Raw genomic sequence first — 22,742 nt, 5'->3', positions numbered from 1 at the left:
GACCGGTCGGCGGGTCCGGCGGCGGCCAGGGCCGCGGCGGCCGGGCGCGCCACGAGGTCGAGTGGGCGGGGAGACCGAACGGCCGACCGGAGGGGACGGTCGGCGACGAGAGGTCGAGACCATGCTCGCGCGCTGCCTTTCGGAGTTGGCGTGAGACGCACCCGCCGAGCGCACTGCACACCGACAACGGAGCATGGTCGGATCACGACCGTTGATGGGGCGTCCCCTCCGAGCCGCCGCCTACGCGGCCACTCAGCGCGCCATCAGAGCTCGACGACACCGCGGCGGGCGCGTCGACCGGGCTGCCACTGCGGCCCGTCCGTGACGCCGACCGTCTCCGACCTCGGGGTCAGGACGGTTCGACAGATGCTCCGACCAGGTGGCGAACACCCACCTGGCCGGTACTGGAACTACGCGTGATGGACCCAATCGTAAGGGGCACACCGACTACAAGGAACAGCACCAGGACGAATACTTTCCGTGGTAGTGCCATTATTGCAGACCTGGTGGGACATCTCCGCACGGCGGACGCCACAAGACAACACTCGCCCAAATCACGACGCGGAAGAACATGATCTGACCAGGCCGGAACGGTCGTTCAGCGGACGACCAGATCCTCGTCGGCGGGATGCGTGACGCTCCAGCCGGTGGGGTGGACCAGCGCCGGCAACAATCGGACGCCCCACGGAAGCTGCGCCCCGTCGAGCGTGACGTCGATGGTGCGGGTCACGGCCTGATCGACGGCCGCAAGCCGGGACAGCTCGTGGGCCTCGGCGGCCACCCGCGGCGGCGCGGCGCCCGGCCGCGCGAACAGGATCAGCTCACCGACCGGGCCGGAGGTGTGCACCTGGACCCGCATGGTCCGCCGCCGCCAACCGGATCGACTCACCGTGTAGGTGACCGTCGGCTGAATCAGCGCACCGGCATCCGACCCGAGCGGCACCGGCCCGGTCACCACCGGACCGCCCCCCGCACCCGCCGGGGTCCCGGACCCGGCCGGGGCCCCTGGCGGGTCCAGGACACCGGGGGCGCCGGGGGCGCCACCCTCACCCCGGCCGTCCGAGCCGCCGGGACCGTCGGGGACGACCGGCTGCCCCGCGCCGGGACCGGGTCCCGCCGGTGCCGTGCCACCGGGAACGAGCGGGCCGGGCGAGCCGGGCGCGAACCGCCCGTGCCACGCCTGTGCCGGGCCGCCCGCGGCCGGCATGCCGCCGGCCGGCGGGAGCAGGGGCAGCGGCAGCCCGCCGAGTGGGGCCGTCGGCGGGTTGTCCCCATGCGCGGACCCCCGGGTCCCACCCGGCTGAGGGACCCCCGCCACCCGATGGCGGGCGCCGACCGGCACGGGCACGGGCACCGGCACCGCGCCGGTGCGCGGCTGGGCCGGGCCCCCGAGCGGGTGCGCGGCGGTGATCGGATCGGAGCCGGGCGGGTCGGACCCGGCGGTGGGCCGCCCCGCGAACGGACCGCCGAGGATGCTCCCGGGTCCTCCCCCCGGTCCACCGACGACGTGACCGCCGGTGGCGGGCCCGGACGCCGTGGGAAGCAGCGGCGGCGGGTCGCTGCGGGTCGCGGGCCGGGCCAGCACCGCCACCCCCGCGGTCGCGACCCGGGCGATCCCGCCCGCCCGGTACATCGGATACGCGGCCACGTGGTAGGCCCATCCGTCCGCCGGGGCGGCGAGATGCCAGCCGCCCTTGATCTCCAGGCTGGTGTTGGTGACCTTGGCACTGGCGGCGTACGGGTCGTCCGGGCCGGTGGGCGTACGGTCCCGCCGCCAGAGCACCCGCGCCTCGGTCACCCCGGGCGGCATCTGGAAGGACAGCACGATCGACTCGCCGCGGTCGTCGGCGCGCAGGTCGCGCACGGGCTCGATCACCACGTGCCGCACGGCCCGGCCGACGACGGCCGACTCCCCGTGCACCGTCACCGGGGTGTAGATCACCTCGCCGACCGGGGCGGACTCCGCGGCCTGCCCGGCACGGCTGGCGCCGACCAGGCGGACGGGCCCGGTGATGGCGGCGAGCTGCACGTCGTCGCCCTCGCCACCGAGCCCGCCGAGGGGCAGCGGGCCGGAGCCCGGCATGGCCAGCGGGCCCGAGCCGGCGCCGGGCAGCGGCAGCGGGCCGGAACCCGAGCCCGGCACCAGCCGCGGACCGGTGTTCCCGGCACCGCCGGCAGGACCCGACGCGACCGGCGTCGCGTAGATCCGCACCTCCCAGCCGGGCGGGGGCGTCCAGCGCAGCGTGGTGCGACCGCTGGTGGTGACGGCGGCGAGATCCTGCACCGGCCGGGGCCGGGCGGTCACCTCGACCTCGGCCTCGGCACCGGGCGTGCGGACGGGGCGCCCGGCCGCGTCGTGGTACTCGACGAAGACGTGGTAGCGGTACGTCACGCCGACGACGACGTCCGTGTCGTGGAACACGCCGCCGGTGACCCGGGCCCGCCGGGGCGGCTGGCTGACGGGCGAGCCGGGCGCGACGGTCCGCTCGACCGTGACGACCGACAGGGCGCCGTCGAGCTGCCAGCCCAGCCGGATCCCGGCGGCGGTCCGCTCGGCGCGCAGCTCGGCGAGGTCACGGGTGCAGACCACGGGCGCGGAGGCGACCGGCTCGGAGCGGCGCTCGCCGCAGATCGCGGTGACCTCGTGCCGCACCGGCGTCCACGCCGGCGCGCCGGCGTCGTAGAGCTCGGTGGAGCGGGTGGTGCCCAGGCTGCGCCGGCCCAGCGTCGCCCCGCCGCCCTCGACGAGCACGACGCGCTCCACCCGGTAGGAGACGGGGCCGCCGACGGACGGCGACGCCCGCCAGCGAAGCTGCACCGAACCGTCGGGGCCGGCGACCGCGGCGAGGTCCGACGGCGGCGACAGCGGCAGCGCCGCCAACGCCGCGAGCGCCTCCCGGTTGTCCGCGGCGGTGGCGAGCACCGCGGCCAGGGCGGCCTCCTGGGCCTCGGGTGGCAGCGCCCGCGCGGCCTCCACCCGCCGGCGGATCACCGCCTGGGCGGCGATGAGCTCGGCCAGCACCTCCGCCGGGCTGCGGCCGTCCGGACCGGGCACGTCCGCCGCCTGCGCGGCGAGCCAGCGGGCGTCGTCGAGGGCGGCGTCGGCCCGGTTGGCCGCGCGCGCCTCGGACAGGGCCCGCCAGCCGGCGTCGGCCGCGCCGAGCGCCGCGGACACCCGGGCGCCGAGCTCGTCGGCGGCGCCGGCGACCGGGCCGCCGACGGCGACCAGCACGGGATGCGCGGCGGCGAGCAGCTCACCGGCCTCGCGGGGACGCCCACCCTCCAGCGCGCGGCGCACGGCGGCGAGCGCCTCGGCCGCCTCCCGGGCCTGGCGCAGGCTGTGCCCGCAGTGCCGGCAGACCACCGCGGCGGCCTCGGTCATCGAACCGCAGGACGGGCAGGTCGTGTAGAGGTCGGTGTCGCAGTACCGGCAGTGCCGGGCGGCGCCGGCCGCCTCCGGGCGCCCGCAGCCGGGGCAGACGACGTAGTCGACGACCCCGCCGACGTTGACCGCGGCACCGAGTTCCCGCGCCACCCCGAGCACCACGGACTTCGCCTGCGCCGCGGTGAGCCCGCGCCCGGTGGCCAGCGCCGCGCGGACGAGGCCCTCGAAGGCGACGGCGGTGAGCTCGCCGTCGAGGACGACGTGTTCCTCCACCGCGGGGCGCAACTCGTCGGCCGCGTCCGCCATCAGGCCGACCGTGTAGGCGGCCGGATCACCCTCGACCAGCCGGGTCGAGACGAGGGCCAGCAGATCGGCCGTGACCGTCTTCTCCCGGTCGTGCGGGCGGCGGCTGTTGGCGGCCGCCACCGCGGCGTAGGCGGCGGCCAGCCGTTCCGGCGAGGCGTCGGGGGCGAGCCCGAGGAACGCCCACAGCGACGCGCTGGACACCCGGTCGCCGCCGCGCAGAGCTCGCAGTTCGGCCAACCGCTCGGCGATCTGGCGGCGGACCTCGGGCGGCAGCGGCTCCACCCCGCCGCCGACGCCGTCGACGATGATCTGCTCCCGGCTGAGCCGGGCGTCGAACTCCTCGACGGTCACCCCGGCGGCGACGGCGAGCCGGCGCAGGCCGTCGACGCGGGAGGCGGGGATGCCGCCGAAGCGTTCCCGGACGGTGGCGAGGTAGCCGTCGACCTTCGCCAGCCGCTCCGCGTCCCCGCTGCGCCGGGCGGCGAGCACGTGGGCGCGGACCCGCTCGCGGGACTCGGCGTCGCGCAGCGGCTCCTCCCACTCCCCGCGGCGGCGCACCAGCTCGGTGGCGAGCGTGGCGTACTTGGCCGAGTTGCGCTCGCGCTGTAGGAAGGCGAGGACGCGGACGAGATGGGCCCCGATGTCGGAGTCGGTGTACGGCACGGTGGGGTCGAGGCCGGCGATGAGGAAGGGGTCGGCGGTGTCCAGGGAGGAGCCCGCCCGCAGCGGTGCGAGCACCCGCTGGCGATAGCCGCTGCCGTCGAACGCCGCGCTCAAGGATCCACCTTCGTCCCACGTGACCGCCGTGCCCTCCGGACGGACCGGCGACCGGCCCGTCTTCGGGCGCCGAACGCGGGGCGGCAGTTTACCGCCCCACACCCGGCAGGCCCCACACCCGAGAGTACGAAGCGGCGCCCCGCCCCGGGTCCCGGACGCCGCGGACGCCCAGTCCGGTCCTTGCGGACCGGCGGCCCGTATCGCCGTCTGGCGACGATTGGCGGACCCTGACCGTGCGTCCCGGCTGACCCTACCGACTACGGGGCCGACACCCGGAAGCGCCTGCGTACGTGGGAAATTGGCAGCTCATAACACTTCTCGAGCGGGTTTTTCCCGGGCCGTGGGAGAAGTCCCTGGTCGCGGGATCGACCGGCTCAGTCCCGCTGCTTGAGCAGGCTGACCTTCGCCGACTCGGTCGCCCGCATCTCCTCGGAACCGACCCCGGCACGCACCTGAAGGACCAGCGCGTTGGCGGCACCCTCGTGCGCCGCGGTAACCCGAATTGTCTGGTCCCCCGCCATCGCGAAGGTGACCTCGACCGGCGTGCCGCGCTGGTGACCCGGCGGAATCCCGGAGATCGCCCCGGCGACGATCACCTTGTTGTCGTCGATCGCCGTCGATTCGGCCGTGGTCCCCTGCTCGAAGACCCGGATGTCGACCTCGGCCTGATCGTCGGTCACCGTGTAGAAGGTGCGGGTCACCGAGATCGGCAGCGGGTCGTTCTGGTGGGCGAGGAAGGCCGCGACCGGCACGCCGCGGTCCTCCGCGAAGATCCCGAAGCCGCGGGAGGTGACGTTGGTGACCTTGGTGCGGACGAGGTCGACCACGGACGCGGTCGCGAGCCCCGCGGCGCCGGCGCTGGCCGCCGCCGCCTTCTCCACCGCGGCGGCGTCGGCCGCGGCGAGGTCCTGATCGGGACGCAGCGCCCCGCTGGCCACCAGGTCGGAGTGGACCTCGCGTTCGAGGGCCTTCTTCTGCCCGTACACGGCGGCGCCCTTGGCCACCGCCAGGTCCGGGTCGACGAGCCGGGACGTGAGCCCGAAGGACTCCTGCAACCGGCGGCCGACCGCCGGCGTCTTGCTCATGCCGCCGACCAGCAGGCACAGGTCGATCTTCTCGACGCCCTTCTCCCGGGCCCGCTCCAGCACGGAACCGGTCAGGTCCAGGGTGCGGCGCAGCAGCGGCCCGGTGATCTCCTCGAACGTCGCCCGGGTCACCGGCACGCTCACCCGCCTGCCCTTGTGCACGACAAGGACGTCGACGCTGTCCCGCCCGGACAGCGCGAGCTTGGCGTCCTCGGCCGCGGTGAGCAGCTCCTGCTCGTCGTAGACGTCGTCGAGGGGGTCGCCCGCGTCCGGCTGCGCCTCGGCGAACTTCTGCGCCAGATAGCGGACGAGCTCGTTGTCCCAGTCCGCACCGCCGAGCTCGTGGTCGCCGTCGGTGGCCACCACGGTGATCGCGCCCTCGCTCAGCCGGATGACCGTGGTGTCGAACGTGCCGCCGCCGAGGTCGTAGACCAGGACGGTCGACTCCTCCGCGCCGTCCTGGCCGAAGCCGTACGCGAACGCCGCGGCCGTGGGCTCGTTGATGATGTCGACCACGTTCAGCCCGGCCAGCTCGCCGGCGAGCTTGGTCGCCTTGCGCTCCTCGTCACCGAAGTACGCCGGCACGGTGATGACCGCGTCCGTGACCGGGGTGCCGGTCGCCCGCTCGGCGTCGGCGGCGAGCGCCTTGAGCACGAGGCTCGACACCGCCGAGGCGCTGTACTCCACGTCGTGCGCGACGAAGCGCCAGTCGGACGCGCCCATGTGCCGCTTGACCAGCCGCGCGACGTCGTCGGGGCGGATGCGGGCCTGCCGCTTGGCCTGAGTGCCCACCACGAAGGACGTGGCGCCCTCGCCACCGCCGTCGAACAGCACGACCGACGGTGTCGTGGGCTGGGACTCGATGTTACGGATCACGTCCGGCCGGCCGTACTCGTCGACCTGGGCGATGCAGGAGTAGGTCGTGCCCAGGTCGATCCCGAACACCTTGGTACCCGCCACCGTCTGAACTCTTCCCTTCGCAAGTCTCGTCAGCGTTCGCCGCCACCGCGACTCAGCGCGTGCGGTAGACCTCGGTCTCCGCGGGCCGGACGACGGTCGTCTCGCCACGGACGAAGCCCGGGCGCACGGTGCGGGCGATAGTCCCGTCCCGTCCGGGATCGTCCGTGGCCACCCGCCGCACACCGAGATGCCGCGCCGGGTCGAAGGTCCCCCCCGGTACCGCTGTGTACGGCCGCACGTCCACGGCCAGGTCCAGCACCTGGAGGAGCTGCTTGCGCAGGATGCCGGCGACGCTCTGCGGATCGTCCGCCCCCAGGCTACCCATCTGATCGTGGAGCCGGATCAGGCCCCGCAGCAGCGGCGCCATCGCCTCGGTGAGCTCCCCGGCCCGCAGGCGGCTGTTCTCCGCGTGCAGCCGGTCCACCAGCTCCGCATCGTGGCGGCGTAGCCGGGCGAGCTCGTCGACCTGGCCGGCGAGTCGCTCGAGGGCCACCGCCTGGATCGCGCCGATCGACCCGGCCAGGTCCCCGGCTCCCGCCGACCCGGCGCCCGCCCGCCCGCCCTGCGGGAGACGCGCAGCGGCCACGGAGTCCTCCGTCCGCCCGGCGGCGTCCTCACGGTCGGCATCCCCACGGTTGAGATCCTGGTGACGACCGACTTCGCCGCTCCGACCGACCGCCGCGCGTGCCGTCAACATGCCGTCCGCATCGTCGTCGGGGCCGGGAGCGGAGGGGCCCGGCGGCCCGCCGACGCGCGCCGCACCTCCACTGGTCCCGCCGTCCGGCAGGGAACCGCCGGCATGATCCGATCGCTCGGCGCGATCCGATCCGACGGGATAGTTCGAGTCGTCGAGGTAGTCCGCCTCCGCGGGATCGTCCACCTCGTCGTGGTAACCCTCGCCCGCCGGGCTCGCCACGTCGTCGTGGTCGCCGCCGCCCCAGACCGCCGGCGACCCGATGTCTCCCACCTCGACGGCACTCGACCCGTCCGCACCGGACCCGGCGCCCGCGGCGTGGCCGGCGTCGGCGGCAGGACTGCCGCCAGGCGCCGGCGGCGGGCCCGTCGCCGGCGATACGGCGAAACCGGCCGCCCGCAGCTCGTCGTCGTCGATGCCGCGTGCGATCGTCCCCAGGTTCGGCCCAGGGCGCTGCGCCGGCCCGGCGAGATCGGCATACCCACCGGCCGCCGCCACCATCGGGTCGTCGGGCCGCGCCCCGTGCGGGTACTCGCCCGGGTGGTGGCCCTCCCTCGGCGCGAGCAGATCCGGATAGTCCATACGGCGGGAATGCTCCAGCTCCTGCGGGTACAGACCTCGGCCACCGTCCCGCCGCGGGCCGCCGGGGTCCAGCTCGGCAACCGGCTCGACAACCGGCTCGACACCGCCGGGCCAGGCGGGCTCGGTGCGGCCCGGGTGGTCCGGGTCCGCGAGGTCGGCCTCGTGGGCAGGCTCGGCCAGGTGCCGGGGATCGGCGGCGTAGCGCCGGATGGCGGGTGGGTAGGGCTCGCCGCGGTGGCCGTCGGCCGGCTCGTCGCGCCAGTGCCCGCCCTCGTAGCCGTCTGCCGCGGGCCCCGGGTCGGTGGCGGCCGCACCCGCCCCCGCACCCCCGAAGGCATCGGCGGAGGAGCCGAGGGCATCGGCCGCGGAGCCGAGGGCGCCGCCGCCGGGAGGCGCGCCTTCGGCATAGGTGGCGTCGGCGACATAAGGCGGGTTGTCGGCATACGAAGCAGCGTCGGCATACGAAGCAGCATCGGCATACGAAGCAGCATCGGCGAACGAAGCAGCATCGGCGTAGGAAGCGGCGTCGGCATAGGAAGCGGCGTCGGCGTACGAGGCGGCGTCGGCGGCGGGGCGGACGTCCGCGGTATCGGCGCGATCGCGTCCCGCGGGCTCGTACGGGCTGACCGCCGGGGCAGAGCCCAGCGGCGGCACCCCGAATCCGCGCACCCCCACCGGCACGGACTCGTCCCAGTCCACGCCGGTCCCGGGGGCAGACCGTCCGCCGGCTTCGGGGCGCCCGCCGAAGCCCTGGGCTCGGTCGGGCGGGTCGAAGTAGTCCCCCGGACCATGGCCGGCAGGCTGCGGATCCCAGCCGCGGAGCAGATCGTCGCGCTGCGGTCCGGGAGCCCGCCCCGACCGCTCGAAGGCCCCCTGGTCCTGCACCGCCCGGTCCTGCACCGCCCGATTCTGGGCCGCCCGATTCTGGGCCGCCCGGTCCTCAGGATGGTCCGGTCCCCGCCAGGCCGAGTAGCCGTCCGCGCCGAACGGCTCCAGCCCGTCCCGTGCCCCCCGCGGGTCACGGCCCGGCTCGCCTCCGCCCGCGAGCGGATCCGGGGCCGACGGGTCGGGCTCCAGCGACTCCGGATCCAGGGGATCCGGATCCAGGGGATCGGGAACCAGGGGGTCCGGCGGGCCGGGGCGCGGCCCGCCGGGCGGGAACCAGCTTCCCCGGCCGCGGGGCGCGGGATCGCGACGTGACTGGAACATCGGGTATCGATCCTCCTCGCCGCCGGGCGGCGGGACCGGGGGGGTCATCGCGAGGTACCGGCGTTACTCACTTACGGCCGGCGGTCCAGTTCAGCCCCCAGCCGTAAGCCTGGTCGAGCTCGCGGTGACCGCTGACGTACCGCACCTCGCGGCTGACGGTGAAGTCGTTGCCGGTGTTGGTCAGCAGCGCGATCGCGCACATCCGGGCGCCGCCGGCCTGCTCGTCGAGGCGTACCTCGATCGGGGCACCCTGAGCGGGCGTCAGGGTTACCACCGCGTCGGCCTGGTCGAACGAGGCCACACCCTGGTAGATGAAGGCGAACACGAGCAGGCGGCGGATCTGGCCGATCTGCGCGAGGTTGACGTAGAGGTTCTCGCCGCCCGTGGCGGCTCCGGTCCGGTCGTCCGCGTCGAGGTTGACGTAGGGCGGTCCGTCGAACGAGCCGAACGCGTCGCCGAGCGCCTGCACCACGCCGGAACGGCCGTCGGTGAGCTCGAACAGCGCGGCGAGATCCAGGTCGACGCCCCCGCCGGCGGCGCCGAGCACCCGCTTGAGGAAGCCGCCCTTCTGCTGCTGGCCCCCGGCCGGGGTCTGGTTCCAGTTGAGGTTGACGTGGAGCCGGCCGCCGCCGCCCTGCTTGCTCAGCGACACGGACGGCGCGGACTTCGTCAGCGTCACCTTGCTCAGCGAGACCGGTCCGGAGCCGGCCGGTGGCGTGGCGGGACGCTTGGTGTAGTCGATGCCCATGGTCCGCTCCTTCGCGGTTGCCGGATTGGTGATCTGCAGTCGGTGGGCGGATACGACCGGTGGGTGGATACGACCGGTGGGTGGACCGTCGCCGGCTGCGCCCGGTGTCGCCCCGACGATGTCACATCGGCGGCGGACCACTCCAGACCGCAGCACCCACCGGATGCGCGAGCCGGCCCCGGCCGGTCGCGCCGGCGCTACAGCGGCGCGCCCACCGCCTCGCGCGGCTGGCCCTGGCCGCCCTCGCCTCCGTCGCCCGTGGCGGAGCCGGTGGAGTCGGCGTCGGCGTCGGCCTGCTGGCGGCGGTGGCGGATGGAGGACACCAGCGCCAGGCCGATGAAGGCCACCCCGACCAGGCCGGTGACGATCTCCGGGACCTCGGTCTCGATCGAGATGGCCAGGATGATCGCCAATGCGCCGATCGCGTAGTGCGCACCGTGCTCGAGGTAGATGTACTCGGACAGGGTGCCGCGGCGGACGAGGTACACGGTCAGCGAACGGATGTACATCGCGCCGATGCCCAGGCCGGTGGCGATGACGAAGATGTTCTGGGAGATCGCGAACGCGCCGACGACGCCGTCGAACGAGAACGACGCGTCGATGACCTCCAGGTAGAGGAACAGGAAGGCGGCCGCCCTGCCGGTGGCGAGCACCAGCTTCGGCTGCCCGGAGGGCCTCGGGGCACCGGCGTTCTTCCCGGCGCCCTCGACGGCCGCGCCGTCGGCGGCGTCGTCGGCGGCGTCGGCGGTGTCGTCCTCCTCGGCGCCGACTCCGCGCGACTCGAAGAACTCGCCGAGACCCCGCACGCCGAGGTAGGTGGCGAGACCCGCGACGCCCGCGGTCAGCACCTGCTGGGTGTGGTCACCGGAGAACGCCTCGCCCACGACGAGCAGCGCGATGAGACCGATCACGGTCGGGATCACGTCAAGCTGGCCGGCGCGGCGCAGCGGCTCCTCCAGCTTCTTGATCCACTGGACCTCCCGCTCGGAGTCGAACAGGAAGTCCAGGAACAACATGAACAGGAAGATCCCGCCGAAGGCGGCGATCGCCGGGTGGGCGTCGCCGAGCTTCTCGGCGTACTGCGCGCTGTCGTTGAGCGCCAGGTCGAAGACCTTGATCGGGCCGAGGTGCGCGGTGAGCGCCACGATGATGATCGGGAAGAGCAGTCGCATGCCGAACACGGCGATGACGACGCCGAGCGTCAGGAAGAGCTTCTGCCAGAAGGCACTCATCCGGCGCAGGATCGTCGCGTTGATGACCGCGTTGTCGAAGGAGAGGCTGATCTCGAGCACGGCGAGGATGGCGACGATGGCCGCGTCCCGGGGGCTGCCGATCACCCCCGCTCCGGCCACCCCGATCGCGGTGATCGCCAACGACCACCCGAAGATCCGCAAGGCGTGCACGCCCATCAACACCTTCCCGGACCGATCGCCAGACCCCGGTCGCGCCACGCGGGCGGATCCGCGGTCCGTCGGATCCCGCCGCGTCGCCTGAACTCGCCGGAGACCGCGTCGGCCCGCGGCCGGTTGGCCCGGAGCGGCGGTCGTCGGCATCGTAGCTGTTCATCCGGTGGGTGCGACCTGACAAATGGGTTACACCGGATACGTCGCGCCCTACCCGCGCACTACCTCCACACACTCCGGGTGATGGAGTCGTTGCGCTGCCGCCGCCGGCCGTCCCGGGCCGGTGAGCGGCTTCCTCGGGACGGCCGGTGCCGGTCCTGCGACCGGCGCCGGCCGTCCCCGCCGCCGGGCACGCGGCCCGGCGTGCCACACGTGCTGCGAACCCGGGTCAGACGTTGACGCCGAAGTCGCGGGCGATCCCGGCCAGGCCCGAGGCGTAGCCCTGGCCGACGGCGCGGAACTTCCAGTCCGATCCGTGCCGGTAGACCTCGCCGAACACCATGGCCGTCTCGGTGGAGGCGTCCTCGGTGAGGTCGTAGCGGGCGATCTCGGTGCCGCCGGCACCGTTGACGATGCGGATGAAGGCGTTGCGGACCTGGCCGAAGTTCTGCTGGCGCGAGTCCGCGTCGTAGATGGACACCGGGAACACGATCTTGTCGATGTCCCCGGGCAGCGACGTGAGGTTCACGGAGATGGCCTCGTCGTCGCCCTCGCCCTCACCGGTGAGGTTGTCGCCCTGGTGCTCGATCGCACCCTCGGGGCTCTTGAGGTTGTTGAAGAAGACGAAGTGCCCGTCCGAGACGACCTTGCCGTCGGCGCGGCACGCGATGGCGCTGGCGTCCAGGTCGAAGTCGGCGCCGGTCGTGCTGCGCACGTCCCAGCCGAGGCCGACCAGGATGTTGGTCAGGCCGGGCGCCTCCTTGGACAGCGACACGTTGCCGCCCTTGCTGAGACTGACTCCCACTGTGTTCCTCCTGCTGTGCGTCGACTGCGTTGTCTGGGGGCCGCACCCGAGCCGGGCGGCGGCCGCTGTCCGGAAGCGCGGCACGCCCCCGGGTGTCCCGGATACCCCGGCGGCCGGGCGCCGGCAGCCTACTGCCCGGCGCGAACGGCACGGTGACTCTCCGCCCGCGGAGGCCACGTGCCGGAGTACGTGTGCTCTGCGGGACGAACGAGTCGCGCGCGAGGTTCCCACCGCCGGTCCGGCGGCGGACGGCCGCCCGACCCGATCCGGTATACCCGGCTGACGGCCCGCTCGCCGTCGCGCAGCCGACAGGGCCCGGACCTGCCCCGCGATGACCCGATCGGGCGGTCACTTCACCCGCCGGAAACGCGGGTGGAACACGACCCGACCGGTCACCCAACGCAACAACAACGCCGGCCGGGCCCGCCAGACCCGCTCCGGGCCCGGCACTGTCACCGGTACGGCAGCGAATGCGCACGCCGGACGGCACAACAGACGAGGTTCGGACGTTCGTGGGCGCAGCAACTGGGGAACATCGGCTTCGGCGGGAACCATCCGGACGGGGCCGGCGGACCCACCCCAACGCCAACAATCACCCATCCGGTGGCCGCAGGCAGTTCACGCAGAGGTGTCGTTATTCGCCACGTGCAGGGCGGACCATTGAGGTGTGGTTCGTCTGGATAAGGTCGCCATGATGATCGGACGTTCAGTAGGCCGGGTTGTCATCTCCGATGTGACCCCGGTCGTGTCGTGTGGGCAGTGGCCCGCGCGCGCGGTCGTGGGCGAGAACCTCACCGTCGGTGCGACCGTGTTCCGGGAGGGTCACGACCTCATCGGCGCCAACGTCGTGCTGTCGGGTCCCGACGGTCAGGGCACGCCGTTCATCCGCATGCGTTCCGCGGGCCCCGGCACCGACCGGCTCGAGGCGGAGATCACTGCCGGCGACGAGGGCCTGTGGGGGTACCGCGTCGAGGCGTGGTCCGATCCGGTCGCCACCTGGCGGCACGGCATCGAGCTCAAGGTCGACGCGGGGCAGGACGTCGACGAGCTCGCGGTCGACCTCGAGGACGGCGCGCGGCTGCTGCTGCGGGCGCTGCCGGGCGTGCCGGAGGGCCGGCGCGCCGAGATCGCCCGGGCGGTGGCCGCGCTGCGCGACGACACCCGCAATGATCCCCACGAGCGGATCGCCGCCGCCCTGGACCCTCGGCTGACGAGCCTGCTGGACGCCTTCCCGCTGCGCGAGCTGGTGACCCGCTCCTCCCTGTACCGGGTCTGGGTCGACCGGCCCCGGGCGCTGTACGGGAGCTGGTACGAGATGTTCCCCCGCTCGGAGGGGGCGACCCTCGACCCGCCGCGCTCGGGGACCTTCCTCACCGCCGCCGAGCGTCTGCCGGCGATCGCGGCGATGGGCTTCGACGTGGTCTACCTGCCGCCGATCCACCCGGTCGGCGAGGTCAACCGCAAGGGTCCGAACAACACCCTCGTTCCCGGCCCGGACGACCCCGGCTCGCCCTGGGCGATCGGCAGCGAGCACGGTGGCCACGACGCCGTGCACCCGGACCTGGGCACGATCGAGGACTTCGACCTGTTCGTCGCGCGGGCCCGCTCCCTGGGCATGGAGATCGCCCTGGATCTCGCGCTGCAGTGCGCACCGGACCATCCGTGGGCGAAGCACCACCCGGAGTGGTTCGTCGTGCGCAGCGACGGTTCGATCGCCTACGCGGAAAATCCGCCGAAGAAGTACCAGGACATCTACCCACTGAACTTCGACACCGACCCGACCGGGCTCTACCAGGAGATCCTGCGGGTCGTCCGGCACTGGACCGCGCACGGAGTGCGAATCTTCCGGGTGGACAACCCGCATACGAAGCCGGTCGAGTTCTGGGAGTGGCTCATCGGTCAGGTGAAGGCGACCGAGCCGGACGTGCTGTTCCTCGCGGAGGCGTTCACCCGGCCGGCGATGATGCACACCCTCGCCAAGATCGGCTTCACCCAGTCGTACACGTACTTCACCTGGCGCAACCAGAAGTGGGAGCTGGAGGAGTACGCCCGCGAACTGATCGACGCCGCCCACTACATGCGGCCGAACTTCTTCGTGAACACCCCGGACATCCTGCCGGGCTACCTGCAGGAGGGCGGGCCGGCGGCGTTCCGGATCCGGGCGGCGCTCGCGGCCACGATGTCCCCGACCTGGGGCGTCTACGCCGGGTACGAACTGTACGAGAACACCGCGGTGCGGCCGGGCAGCGAGGAGTACCTCGACTCGGAGAAGTACCAGTACCGGCCGCGGGACTGGGCGGCGGCCGAGCGGGAGGGCCGCTCGCTGGCGCCCTACCTGACCCGGCTCAACCAGATCCGCCGGGCCCACCCGGCGCTGCACTGGCTGCGCAACCTGCACCTGCACCACGCCGACGGCGACGAGTTCATCGTCTACTCCAAGCGACTGGCGGATGTGGACGACCCGGGCGGTTCGGCCGAACCGGGCGGGACGGGCGGGACGGGCGGCGCCGACACCGTGCTCGTCATCGTCAACCTCGACCCGCACGAGACGCGGGAGACCACGGTGCGCCTCGACATGCCCGCCCTCGGCCTCGGCTGGGACGACTCCTTCGACGTGACCGACGAGATCACCGGGCAGACCTTCCGGTGGGGCCGGGACAACTACGTCCGGCTCGACCCGTCCGTCGAGCCCGCGCACATCCTCACCGTGCGAGCCCGGTCGTGATGGAACCGGAACCCCTCAGCGAGCCCATCGGCGACGACACCCCCCGCCCAGCCCCCGCCGGACCCGTCGGGGAGTCGTCCCGCGACCCGTACTGGTTCAAGCGCGCCGTGTTCTACGAGGTGCTCATCCGGGGCTTCGCCGACTCCAACGGCGACGGCACGGGCGACATCCGCGGCCTGATCTCCAAGCTCGACTATCTGGAGTGGCTCGGCGTCGACTGCCTGTGGCTGCTGCCGATCTACTCCTCGCCGCTGCGCGACGGCGGTTACGACATCAGCGACTACTTCCAGATCCTGCCCGAATTCGGCGACCTGGGGGACTTCGTCAGCCTCGTCGACGAGGCGCATCGTCGCGGCATCCGGATCGTCGCCGACCTGGTGATGAACCACACCTCCGACGCCCACCCGTGGTTCCAGGCGTCCCGGTCGGATCCGGAGGGGCCCTTCGGGGACTTCTACGTCTGGTCCGACACGGACGAGCGGTATCCCGAGGCGCGGATCATCTTCGTCGACACGGAGAAGTCGAACTGGTCCTGGGACCCGGTGCGCGGCCAGTACTACTGGCACCGCTTCTTCTCCCACCAGCCCGACCTGAACTACGACAACCCGGACGTGCAGGAGGCGATGCTGGAGGTCCTGCGCTTCTGGCTGGACCTCGGCATCGACGGTTTCCGGCTCGACGCGGTGCCCTACCTCTACGTGCGGGACAACACCAACGGCGAGAACCTGCCGGAGACCCACGAGTACCTCCGGCGGGTCCGCAAGGAGGTCGACGCCAAGTACGCCGACCGGGTGCTGCTCGCCGAGGCCAACCAGTGGCCCTCCGACGTCGTCGAGTACTTCGGCAACGACGACGAGTGCCACATGGCGTTCCACTTCCCGCTGATGCCGCGCATCTTCATGGCGGTGCGGCGGGAGTCGCGCTATCCCATCTCCGAGATCCTGGCCCAGACACCGCAGATCCCGCCGAACTGCCAGTGGGGCATCTTCCTGCGCAACCACGACGAGCTCACCCTGGAGATGGTGACCGACGACGAGCGCGACTACATGTGGGCGGAGTACGCCAAGGACCCCCGCATGAAAGCGAACATCGGCATCCGCCGCCGGCTGGCCCCGCTGCTGGACAACAGCCGCGACCAGATGGAGCTGTTCACCGCCCTGCTGCTGTCACTGCCGGGTTCCCCGGTGCTGTACTACGGCGACGAGATCGGCATGGGCGACAACATCTACCTCGGCGACCGGGACAGCGTCCGGACCCCGATGCAGTGGTCACCCGACCGCAACGCGGGCTTCTCCACGTCCGACCCGGCCCGGCTCTACCTGCCCCTGATCATGGACCCGGTGTATGGCTACCAGGCCCTGAACGTCGAGGCCGGGCAGCGGATGCAGACGTCGTTCCTGGCCTGGACGAAGCGGATGATCGAGGTGCGCAAGCGCCATCCCGTCTTCGGCCTGGGTACGTACGAGGAGCTGGCCGCGTCGAATCCGTCGGTCTTCGCGTACGTGCGCGAATTCGGCGACGACCGGGTGCTGTGCGTCGCGAACCTGTCCCGCTTCGCCCAGCCGGTGGAGCTGGATCTGCGCCGTTTCGAGGGATTGGTCCCCGTCGAGCTGCTCGGCCGGGTGCACTTCCCGCCGATCGGCGAGCTCCCCTACCTTCTGACGTTGCCCGGGCACGGACATTACTGGTTCGCGTTGACCGTACCGGGGGAATTCACCCCCTAGCCCCCTGGGGCCGACGGGGGGAGAGTAGGGCGCTAGACCCGGCCCCGGTGACGGCGGCCGGGTCCGGTGAAACCGGCGGGCCGGCCGGCACACCGCGGGGCTGGCCGGCGGGAACACCGAGGTCGCCGCGGTGTACGCGCGCGACGTGGCCGACGAAAGGTAACTTTCGGGACATTCGACGTTAGGTGCACACGATGATCGTCGAGCACAGGCATCGGGAGGTCGAGGATGGGTGACCACCACACCGAACTGACCGGCCTGCTGACCGACTGGCTTCCCCGACAGCGCTGGTTCGCCGGCAAGGGCCGCGGCGCCGGGCGGATCCGGATCCGCCGGGACACCACCGTCTTCGAACCGCTGCGGCTGCTCGTCGTCGACGTGGACTACGACCACGGGCCGCCTGACCACTACCAGGTTCCCCTGGTGGTCCGGGCCGACGCCCCCTTCGGCCACGACGGTTTCCTGATCGGCGAGTGTGCCGGCGGGCTGGTGTACGACGGGCTGCACGATCCCGACGGAAGTGCTGCCCTGCTGCGGTTTCTCGGCCGCTCGGCCCGCCGGGACGACCTCGTCGCCGAGGCGACGCGGACGCTGGACGACCTGCCCGCGCACGCCGTCGGCGCGGAACAGTCCAACACCTCGATCATCTACGGCGACGCCTACATCCTGAAGGTGTTCCGTCGGCTCTGGCCGGGCGTCAACCCGGACCTGGAGGTCACCCGGGCCCTCGCCGAGGTCGGCAGCACGCACGTCGCCGCCCCGGTCGCCTGGTTCTCCGGGGAGGTCGAGGGGCGGCAGACCACTCTCGGTTTCCTCCAGGAGTACCTGCGCAGCGGGACCGAGGGCTGGCGGCTGGCGCTGGCCAGCGTGCGCGACCTCTACGCCGAGGCCGACCTGCACGCCGACGAGGTCGGCGGGGACTTCGCCGCGGAGGCCGAGCGGCTCGGCGCGGCCACCGCCGAGGTGCACGCGGACCTGGCTCGGGCGCTGCCGACGCGCCAACCCACCGCCGACGCGCTGCGCGCCCTGGTGACGTACCTGCACGGCCGCCTCGACGTCGCCGTCGAGGCCGTCGCCGAACTGCGGCCCTTCGAGGCCGCCGTGCGCAAGTCCTACGACGAGCTCACCGGCGCGGCGCCGGCGGTCGTCCATCCCCGGCCGTTCCAGCGGCTGCACGGCGACCTGCATCTCGGCCAGGTGCTGCGGGTCGACTCGGGCTGGGTGCTGTTCGACTTCGAGGGCGAGCCGGCCCGCCCGGTCCCCGAGCGGGTGGGGTTGGAGTCGCCGCTGCGCGACGTCGCCGGGATGCTGCGCTCGTTCGACTACGCGGCTCGCTCCATGCTGCTGGAACGGGGCGACGAGCCCGCACTGGTCTACCGGGCGCAGGAGTGGGCCGACCGCAACCGGGAGGCGTTCTGCCAGGGGTACGGCGCCGCGGCAGGTCGCGACCCACGCGACGACGCGGCGATGCTGCGCGCGTTCGAGCTCGACAAGGCGGTCTACGAGGTGCTGTACGAGGCGCGCCACCGGCCGGGGTGGATCGGCATCCCGATGGCCTCGGTGGAGCGGCTCACCCAGACTCACCCACCGGCCCAGACCCATTCGCCGGCCCAGACCCATTCGCCGGGCCAGACTCACCCACAGACCGGATGAGCGGGAGCGGGCGGACCGACCCGCCGCCGGTGCGCCGGACCATCATCCCCATCGCGGAGAGAGGCAGGGGTGTCCCAGTGAACAGCGGCGACGTCAACAACGGCATGGCGCGGACGGGACACCGCGGCGCCGGGCCGATCACCGGCCGACCCGACGCCGATGCGGCGGGCGCACCGGCCCGCGACCGCTCGGGCCGCGTGGCCCTGGCCGACCGGGTACCGGGGTCCCTGCCCGACCTGGACAACTCGGCGGCCGACGCGCCGGCGGCGGCCGGCGACCAGCCGGCCCCGGGCGGCCCCGAGGCGGCTACCAGGCCGCCGGCGTCCCCCGGCGCCGCCGCGCCGGCCCCGGTCGAGCCGCTGGGCCTGCCGCGCGAGGAACTGGAACGGCTCGTCAACGGCACCCACCACGACCCGCACGCGCTGCTCGGGGCGCACCCGGCCGGGGACGCGACCGTCGTGCGGGTGCTGCGTCCCGACGCGAGCGCCGTGACGGTGCTCGTCGGCGAGGACCGCCACCCGGCGGCCCGGCTCCACAGCGGCGGGGTGTTCGCCGTGGCGCTGCCGGAGGTCCTGCCCGACTACCGCGTCGAGGTGGCCTACCCGCACGGCTCCCACGTCGTCGACGACCCCTACCGGCACCTGCCGACCCTCGGCGAGATGGATCTGCACCTGATCAGCGAGGGCCGGCACGAGGAGCTCTGGAAGGTGCTCGGGGCACACCTGCGTGAGCTGACGACCCCGGGCGGCGCGACCGTCACGGGGGTGAGCTTCGCCGTGTGGGCGCCGTCGGCGCGGGGGGTGCGCCTGGTCGGCGACTTCGACTTCTGGGACGGCCGGGCGTTCCCGATGCGCTCGCTGGGCCACAGCGGCGTGTGGGAGCTGTTCGTGCCCGGCGCCGGCGTCGGACTTCGGTACAAGTACGAGATCCTCGGGTTCGACGGGGTGTGGCGGCAGAAGGCCGACCCGATGGCCTTCCGCACCGAGGTCCCGCCCGCCACCGCCAGTGTCGTCACCCACTCGGACTACACGTGGGACGACCGGGACTGGCTCGACCGGCGCGCCCGCACGGCCTGGCACGCCGAGCCGATCAGCGTCTACGAGGTCCACCTGGGCTCGTGGCGGCGCGGGCTGTCCTACCGCGAGCTCGCCGACCAGCTCACCGCGTACGTCCTGGACAACGGCTTCACGCACGTGGAGATGCTGCCCGTCGCCGAGCACCCGTTCGGCGGCTCCTGGGGCTACCAGGTGTCGGCGTACTACGCGCCGACGGCGCGCTTCGGCAGCCCGGACGAGTTCCGCCACCTCGTCGACACGCTGCACCGCGCCGGCATCGGCGTGATCGTCGACTGGGTGCCGGCCCACTTCCCCCGGGACTCCTGGGCGCTGGGCCGCTTCGACGGCACGCCGCTGTACGAGCACCCCGATCCGCGCCGGGGCGAGCAGCCCGACTGGGGGACCTACGTCTTCGACGTCGGCCGCAACGAGGTGCGCAACTTCCTCGTCGCCAACGCGCTGTACTGGTTCGAGGAGTTCCACATCGACGGCCTGCGGGTCGACGCCGTGGCCTCGATGCTCTACCTCGACTACTCCCGCCCGGAGGGCGGCTGGCTGCCGAACGTGCACGGCGGCCGGGAGAACCTCGAGGCGGTGGCGTTCCTGCAGGAAACCAATGCGACGGTCTACCGACGCTTCCCGGGCGTCATGATGATCGCCGAGGAGTCGACGGCCTGGCCGGGCGTCACGCGCCCCACCCATCTCGGCGGGCTGGGCTTCGGCTTCAAGTGGAACATGGGCTGGATGCACGACACGCTCGACTACAACTCCCGCCAGCCGGTGCACCGCAGCTACCACCACCACCAGATGACGTTCTCGATGGTCTACGCCTACTCGGAGAACTTCGTCCTGCCGTTCAGCCACGACGAGGTCGTCCACGGCAAGGGATCGCTGCTGCGCAAGATGCCGGGCAACCGGTGGGAGCAGCTCGCCAACCTGCGCGCGCTCTATGCCTACATGTGGGCGCATCCCGGCAAGAAGCTGCTGTTCATGGGCTGCGAGTTCGGCCAGGACAACGAGTGGAACGAGGCCGCCTCGCTCGACTGGCCGCTGCTGAGCGACCCGCCGCACCGGGGCGTGGCCAACCTGGTGGCGGACCTCAACGAGCTGTACCGGTCCATCCCGGCGCTGTACCGCCGGGACAGCGATCCGACCGGCTTCTCCTGGATCGACGCCAACGACACCGCCAACAACGTGTTCTCGTTCCTGCGCTGGTCGGACGGGACCTCCGCCGGCGGCCAGCCGTCCGCCGCCACCCCGAACTCAGCCACCCCGAACTCAGCCGCCCCGAACTCAGCCGCCCGGGCCGGCGCCGACGCGGCGGGGCGGCCGGCGGCCGGCGGCAATCCGGCGGGCGCGGATGTGGCGGACGGCGGGGTCCTGGCCTGCGTCACGAACTTCGCCGGAATCGGTCACCACGGCTACCGCCTCGGCCTGCCCTTCCCCGGCCGCTGGCAGGAGGTGCTCAACTCGGACGGGCAGCGCTACGGCGGCGGCAACGTCGGCAACTTCGGCGCCGTGCAGGCCGTCGAGGAGCCTCACCACGGCCTGCCCGCCTCCGCGACCCTCACGCTGCCGCCGCTGGGCACCGTCTGGTTCCGCTACGACCCCGGCACCGCCGACTCCCCCGGTTCCCCGGCCTGAAGGCCTGACCGGGGTCGGCGTCTCGTCGGCGGAGCCGGGGCCGCGGTCGCCGGGCCGCGGTCGGAACAGGCCCGCGCTGGCACCGGGCCGTGCTCGGAACAGAGCTGTGGTCAACACCGGCCTGTGGTCAACACCGGCCGGTGGTCAGAACAGGCCGCGGTCAGAACAGGGCCGCGGCCAGGGATCGGCGGGCGGGGGCGACGGCGGGTTCGGCGTCGCCGAGTGCCTGGAACAGGTCGACGAGGTGGGCGCGCGCCTGCTCCCGCTGCGGACCGGAGGTGCGCCGCACGACCTCGACGAGACCGGCGAGCGCACCGGCCACGTCGCCCTGCGCGATACCCAGATCCGCCGCGGCGATCGCGGCGTCGACGTCGTCGGGATCGGCCGCGAGCCGCGCGCGGATGTCCGCCGGGTCGTGGTCGCGCACCCGGCGCAGCAACTCGGCGCGGGCCAGGCCGGTGAGCGCCTCCGGGTCCCCCGGCGCCTCGGCGAGGCGGACCCGGTAGGACTCGACCGCCGTGTCGATGTCGCCGCGGGCCAGCGCGGCCTCGGCCGCCGCCAGGTGCGGATCCCGCGCGGAGTCGCCGGCCGCCGCGCCGGGCATCCCGCCCATCGCCTCGTCGACGAGGGAGAGTAGCTGGTCGAGCCAGTTGCGCACCTCGCGCTCGGGGACGGCTCCGGTGAACTCGCCGATGATGCGGCCGCCGACGACGGCCTTCACCGCCGGGATGCCCTGCACCCCCGCCGCCTGCGCGAGGCCCGGATTGGCGTCGACGTCGATCTTGGCGAGGACCCAGCGACCGCCGTCGGCCAGAGCCAGCTTCTCGAGCACCGGGCTGAGCTGCTTGCACGGGCCACACCAGGACGCCCAGAAGTCGAGCACGACCGGCACCTGCATCGAGCGGCTGACGACGTCGGTGGCGAAGCTCGCCTCGGTGACGTCGATGACCACGGGACCGGCGGGAGCGTCACCGGAGGCGGCGGCGCCGTTCGCGCCCGTCGCGGCGGGCCCGGCGTTCGCGGGCGGGGGCGGGGTGGCCGGCTTCGGGTCCAGGGGGACGGCGCCGGCGAGGCGCAGACCGCCGAGGCTGTCGGGCAGGCGCCCGGGTCGTCCCGGGCCTCCCGCACCCCGCGGCGGTCCGGATGGGACTGGTGGCCTACGTTGCATGCCTCCATCGTGACATCCGGGTGGGGCGGACGGCCCTGCCGGCGGATGACTTTTCGGGGCCCGTTGTCCGCACCGTCGCCCGGCGGCCCGGATCAGCCGGCATCGTCCCCGGCGTGGTCCGCCACGCCGTTGCCTGCCACGTCTCCCGCGGGGCCCCCGGCGAGCAGCCGGTCGATACTCGCCACCTTTCCGTGCAGGGCGTCGCTGACGCCGGGGCGCAGGTCCGCCTTGAGCACGAGGCTGACCCGGCCGGCACGGGCGCCCACGGCCTGCGTGGCCCGGCGCACGACGTCCATCACCTCGTCCCACTCGCCCTCGATCGTGGTGAACATGGCGTTGGTCTCGTGCGGCAGGCCGCTCGCGCGCACGATGCGGACCGCCTCGGCGACCAGCTCGGCGACACCCTCGCCGGTTCCGATGGGCGTGACACTGAAGGCAACCAACATGCGATCAGACCTACCACGCCGACGCCCCCGCCGACCATCGCTCCGACGCAGTGCCACGCGCCTGCTACTTTGACAAAACGGATTGGTCGGTAAGCTAGCGACTTGTCACGAAAAGTTGCGCGATCGACCCCCAAGTGGGCGGTTACGCAAACCCGGGACAACGGGCTCTGACGGCACGCCCTACCATTGCCCGCCGTGGGGTGGAAGAAGACGG

Annotated in this window: 12 protein-coding genes; 4 read left to right on the top strand and 8 right to left on the bottom strand. The window is 73.2% G+C overall.

The features are described from left to right. Nucleotides 1–598: 598 nt before the first annotated feature. The 6 genes from AC5R91_RS24605 to AC5R91_RS24580 all read right to left on the bottom strand — a co-directional run bounded on the left by AC5R91_RS24605 (nt 599) and on the right by AC5R91_RS24580 (nt 12,113). A complete protein-coding gene (locus AC5R91_RS24605) occupies nt 599–4,468 on the bottom strand; it encodes a zinc ribbon domain-containing protein (protein WP_495393673.1) in 3,870 nt (1,289 codons plus the stop codon). 374 nt (nt 4,469–4,842) lie between these two features. Continuing rightward, nucleotides 4,843–6,513, bottom strand: coding sequence for an Hsp70 family protein (locus AC5R91_RS24600; RefSeq protein ID WP_495393672.1), 1,671 nt, complete (start codon nt 6,511–6,513; stop codon nt 4,843–4,845). Nucleotides 6,514–6,565: 52 nt separating this feature from the next. After that, nucleotides 6,566–8,998, bottom strand: a complete 2,433-nt coding sequence (locus AC5R91_RS24595) for a hypothetical protein (RefSeq protein ID WP_495393671.1) — start codon at nt 8,996–8,998, stop codon at nt 6,566–6,568. Between the two features lie 67 nt (nt 8,999–9,065). Next, on the bottom strand, nt 9,066–9,746 hold the full coding sequence (locus AC5R91_RS24590; RefSeq protein ID WP_495393670.1) for a TerD family protein: 681 nt from the start codon (nt 9,744–9,746) through the stop codon (nt 9,066–9,068). Nucleotides 9,747–9,943: 197 nt separating this feature from the next. Then, on the bottom strand, nt 9,944–11,149 hold the full coding sequence (locus tag AC5R91_RS24585; RefSeq protein ID WP_495398049.1) for a DUF475 domain-containing protein: 1,206 nt from the start codon (nt 11,147–11,149) through the stop codon (nt 9,944–9,946). Nucleotides 11,150–11,537: 388 nt separating this feature from the next. Further along, nucleotides 11,538–12,113 carry a TerD family protein gene (locus tag AC5R91_RS24580; RefSeq protein ID WP_495393669.1) on the bottom strand — a complete coding sequence of 192 codons (576 nt, stop codon included), beginning with the start codon at nt 12,111–12,113 and terminating at the stop codon, nt 11,538–11,540. A gap of 691 nt (nt 12,114–12,804) precedes the next feature. On the opposite strand from AC5R91_RS24580, the gene AC5R91_RS24575 reads away from it, so the two are divergent. The 4 genes from AC5R91_RS24575 (at nt 12,805) to glgB (ending at nt 20,914) form a co-directional block, all read left to right on the top strand. Further along, entirely contained in the window at nt 12,805–14,838 is a 2,034-nt protein-coding gene (locus AC5R91_RS24575) for an alpha-1,4-glucan--maltose-1-phosphate maltosyltransferase (RefSeq protein WP_495398048.1), read from the top strand. Further along, the gene (gene treS / locus AC5R91_RS24570) at nt 14,838–16,562 is read left to right on the top strand and encodes a maltose alpha-D-glucosyltransferase (protein ID WP_495393668.1); all 1,725 of its coding nucleotides are present in this window, start codon (nt 14,838–14,840) and stop codon (nt 16,560–16,562) included. The genes AC5R91_RS24575 and treS overlap by 1 nt, the downstream gene beginning before the upstream one ends. Nucleotides 16,563–16,790: 228 nt before the next feature. Then, nucleotides 16,791–18,215, top strand: a complete 1,425-nt coding sequence (locus AC5R91_RS24565) for a maltokinase N-terminal cap-like domain-containing protein (RefSeq protein ID WP_495393667.1) — start codon at nt 16,791–16,793, stop codon at nt 18,213–18,215. A 197-nt stretch (nt 18,216–18,412) separates the two neighbouring features. Then, the gene (gene glgB / locus AC5R91_RS24560) at nt 18,413–20,914 is read left to right on the top strand and encodes a 1,4-alpha-glucan branching protein GlgB (RefSeq protein WP_495398047.1); all 2,502 of its coding nucleotides are present in this window, start codon (nt 18,413–18,415) and stop codon (nt 20,912–20,914) included. Nucleotides 20,915–21,074: 160 nt separating this feature from the next. Here the strand turns inward: glgB and AC5R91_RS24555 are convergent, their stop codons facing one another. Together AC5R91_RS24555 and AC5R91_RS24550 are read right to left on the bottom strand one after the other, a co-directional pair. Continuing rightward, nucleotides 21,075–22,082, bottom strand: a complete 1,008-nt coding sequence (locus AC5R91_RS24555) for a tetratricopeptide repeat protein (protein ID WP_495393666.1) — start codon at nt 22,080–22,082, stop codon at nt 21,075–21,077. Between the two features lie 92 nt (nt 22,083–22,174). Continuing rightward, a complete protein-coding gene (locus AC5R91_RS24550; RefSeq protein WP_495393665.1) occupies nt 22,175–22,528 on the bottom strand; it encodes an MTH1187 family thiamine-binding protein in 354 nt (117 codons plus the stop codon). Nucleotides 22,529–22,742: the final 214 nt, after the last annotated feature.

It is taken from the genome of Frankia sp. BMG5.60 (assembly GCF_059428125.1).
This window is presented reverse-complemented; position numbering and strand designations above follow the sequence as displayed.

Bases quoted from the DNA above. Each gene is read 5' to 3' on its own strand.
- treS (WP_495393668.1), top strand. From the start codon at position 14,838: ATGGAACCGGAACCCCTCAGCGAGCCCATCGGCGACGACACCCCCCGC.
- AC5R91_RS24575 (WP_495398048.1), top strand. From the start codon at position 12,805: ATGATGATCGGACGTTCAGTAGGCCGGGTTGTCATCTCCGATGTGACC.
- AC5R91_RS24550 (WP_495393665.1), bottom strand. From the start codon at position 22,528: ATGTTGGTTGCCTTCAGTGTCACGCCCATCGGAACCGGCGAGGGTGTC.
- AC5R91_RS24590 (WP_495393670.1), bottom strand. From the start codon at position 9,746: ATGGGCATCGACTACACCAAGCGTCCCGCCACGCCACCGGCCGGCTCC.
- AC5R91_RS24555 (WP_495393666.1), bottom strand. From the start codon at position 22,082: ATGCAACGTAGGCCACCAGTCCCATCCGGACCGCCGCGGGGTGCGGGA.
- AC5R91_RS24565 (WP_495393667.1), top strand. From the start codon at position 16,791: ATGGGTGACCACCACACCGAACTGACCGGCCTGCTGACCGACTGGCTT.
- AC5R91_RS24595 (WP_495393671.1), bottom strand. From the start codon at position 8,998: ATGTTCCAGTCACGTCGCGATCCCGCGCCCCGCGGCCGGGGAAGCTGG.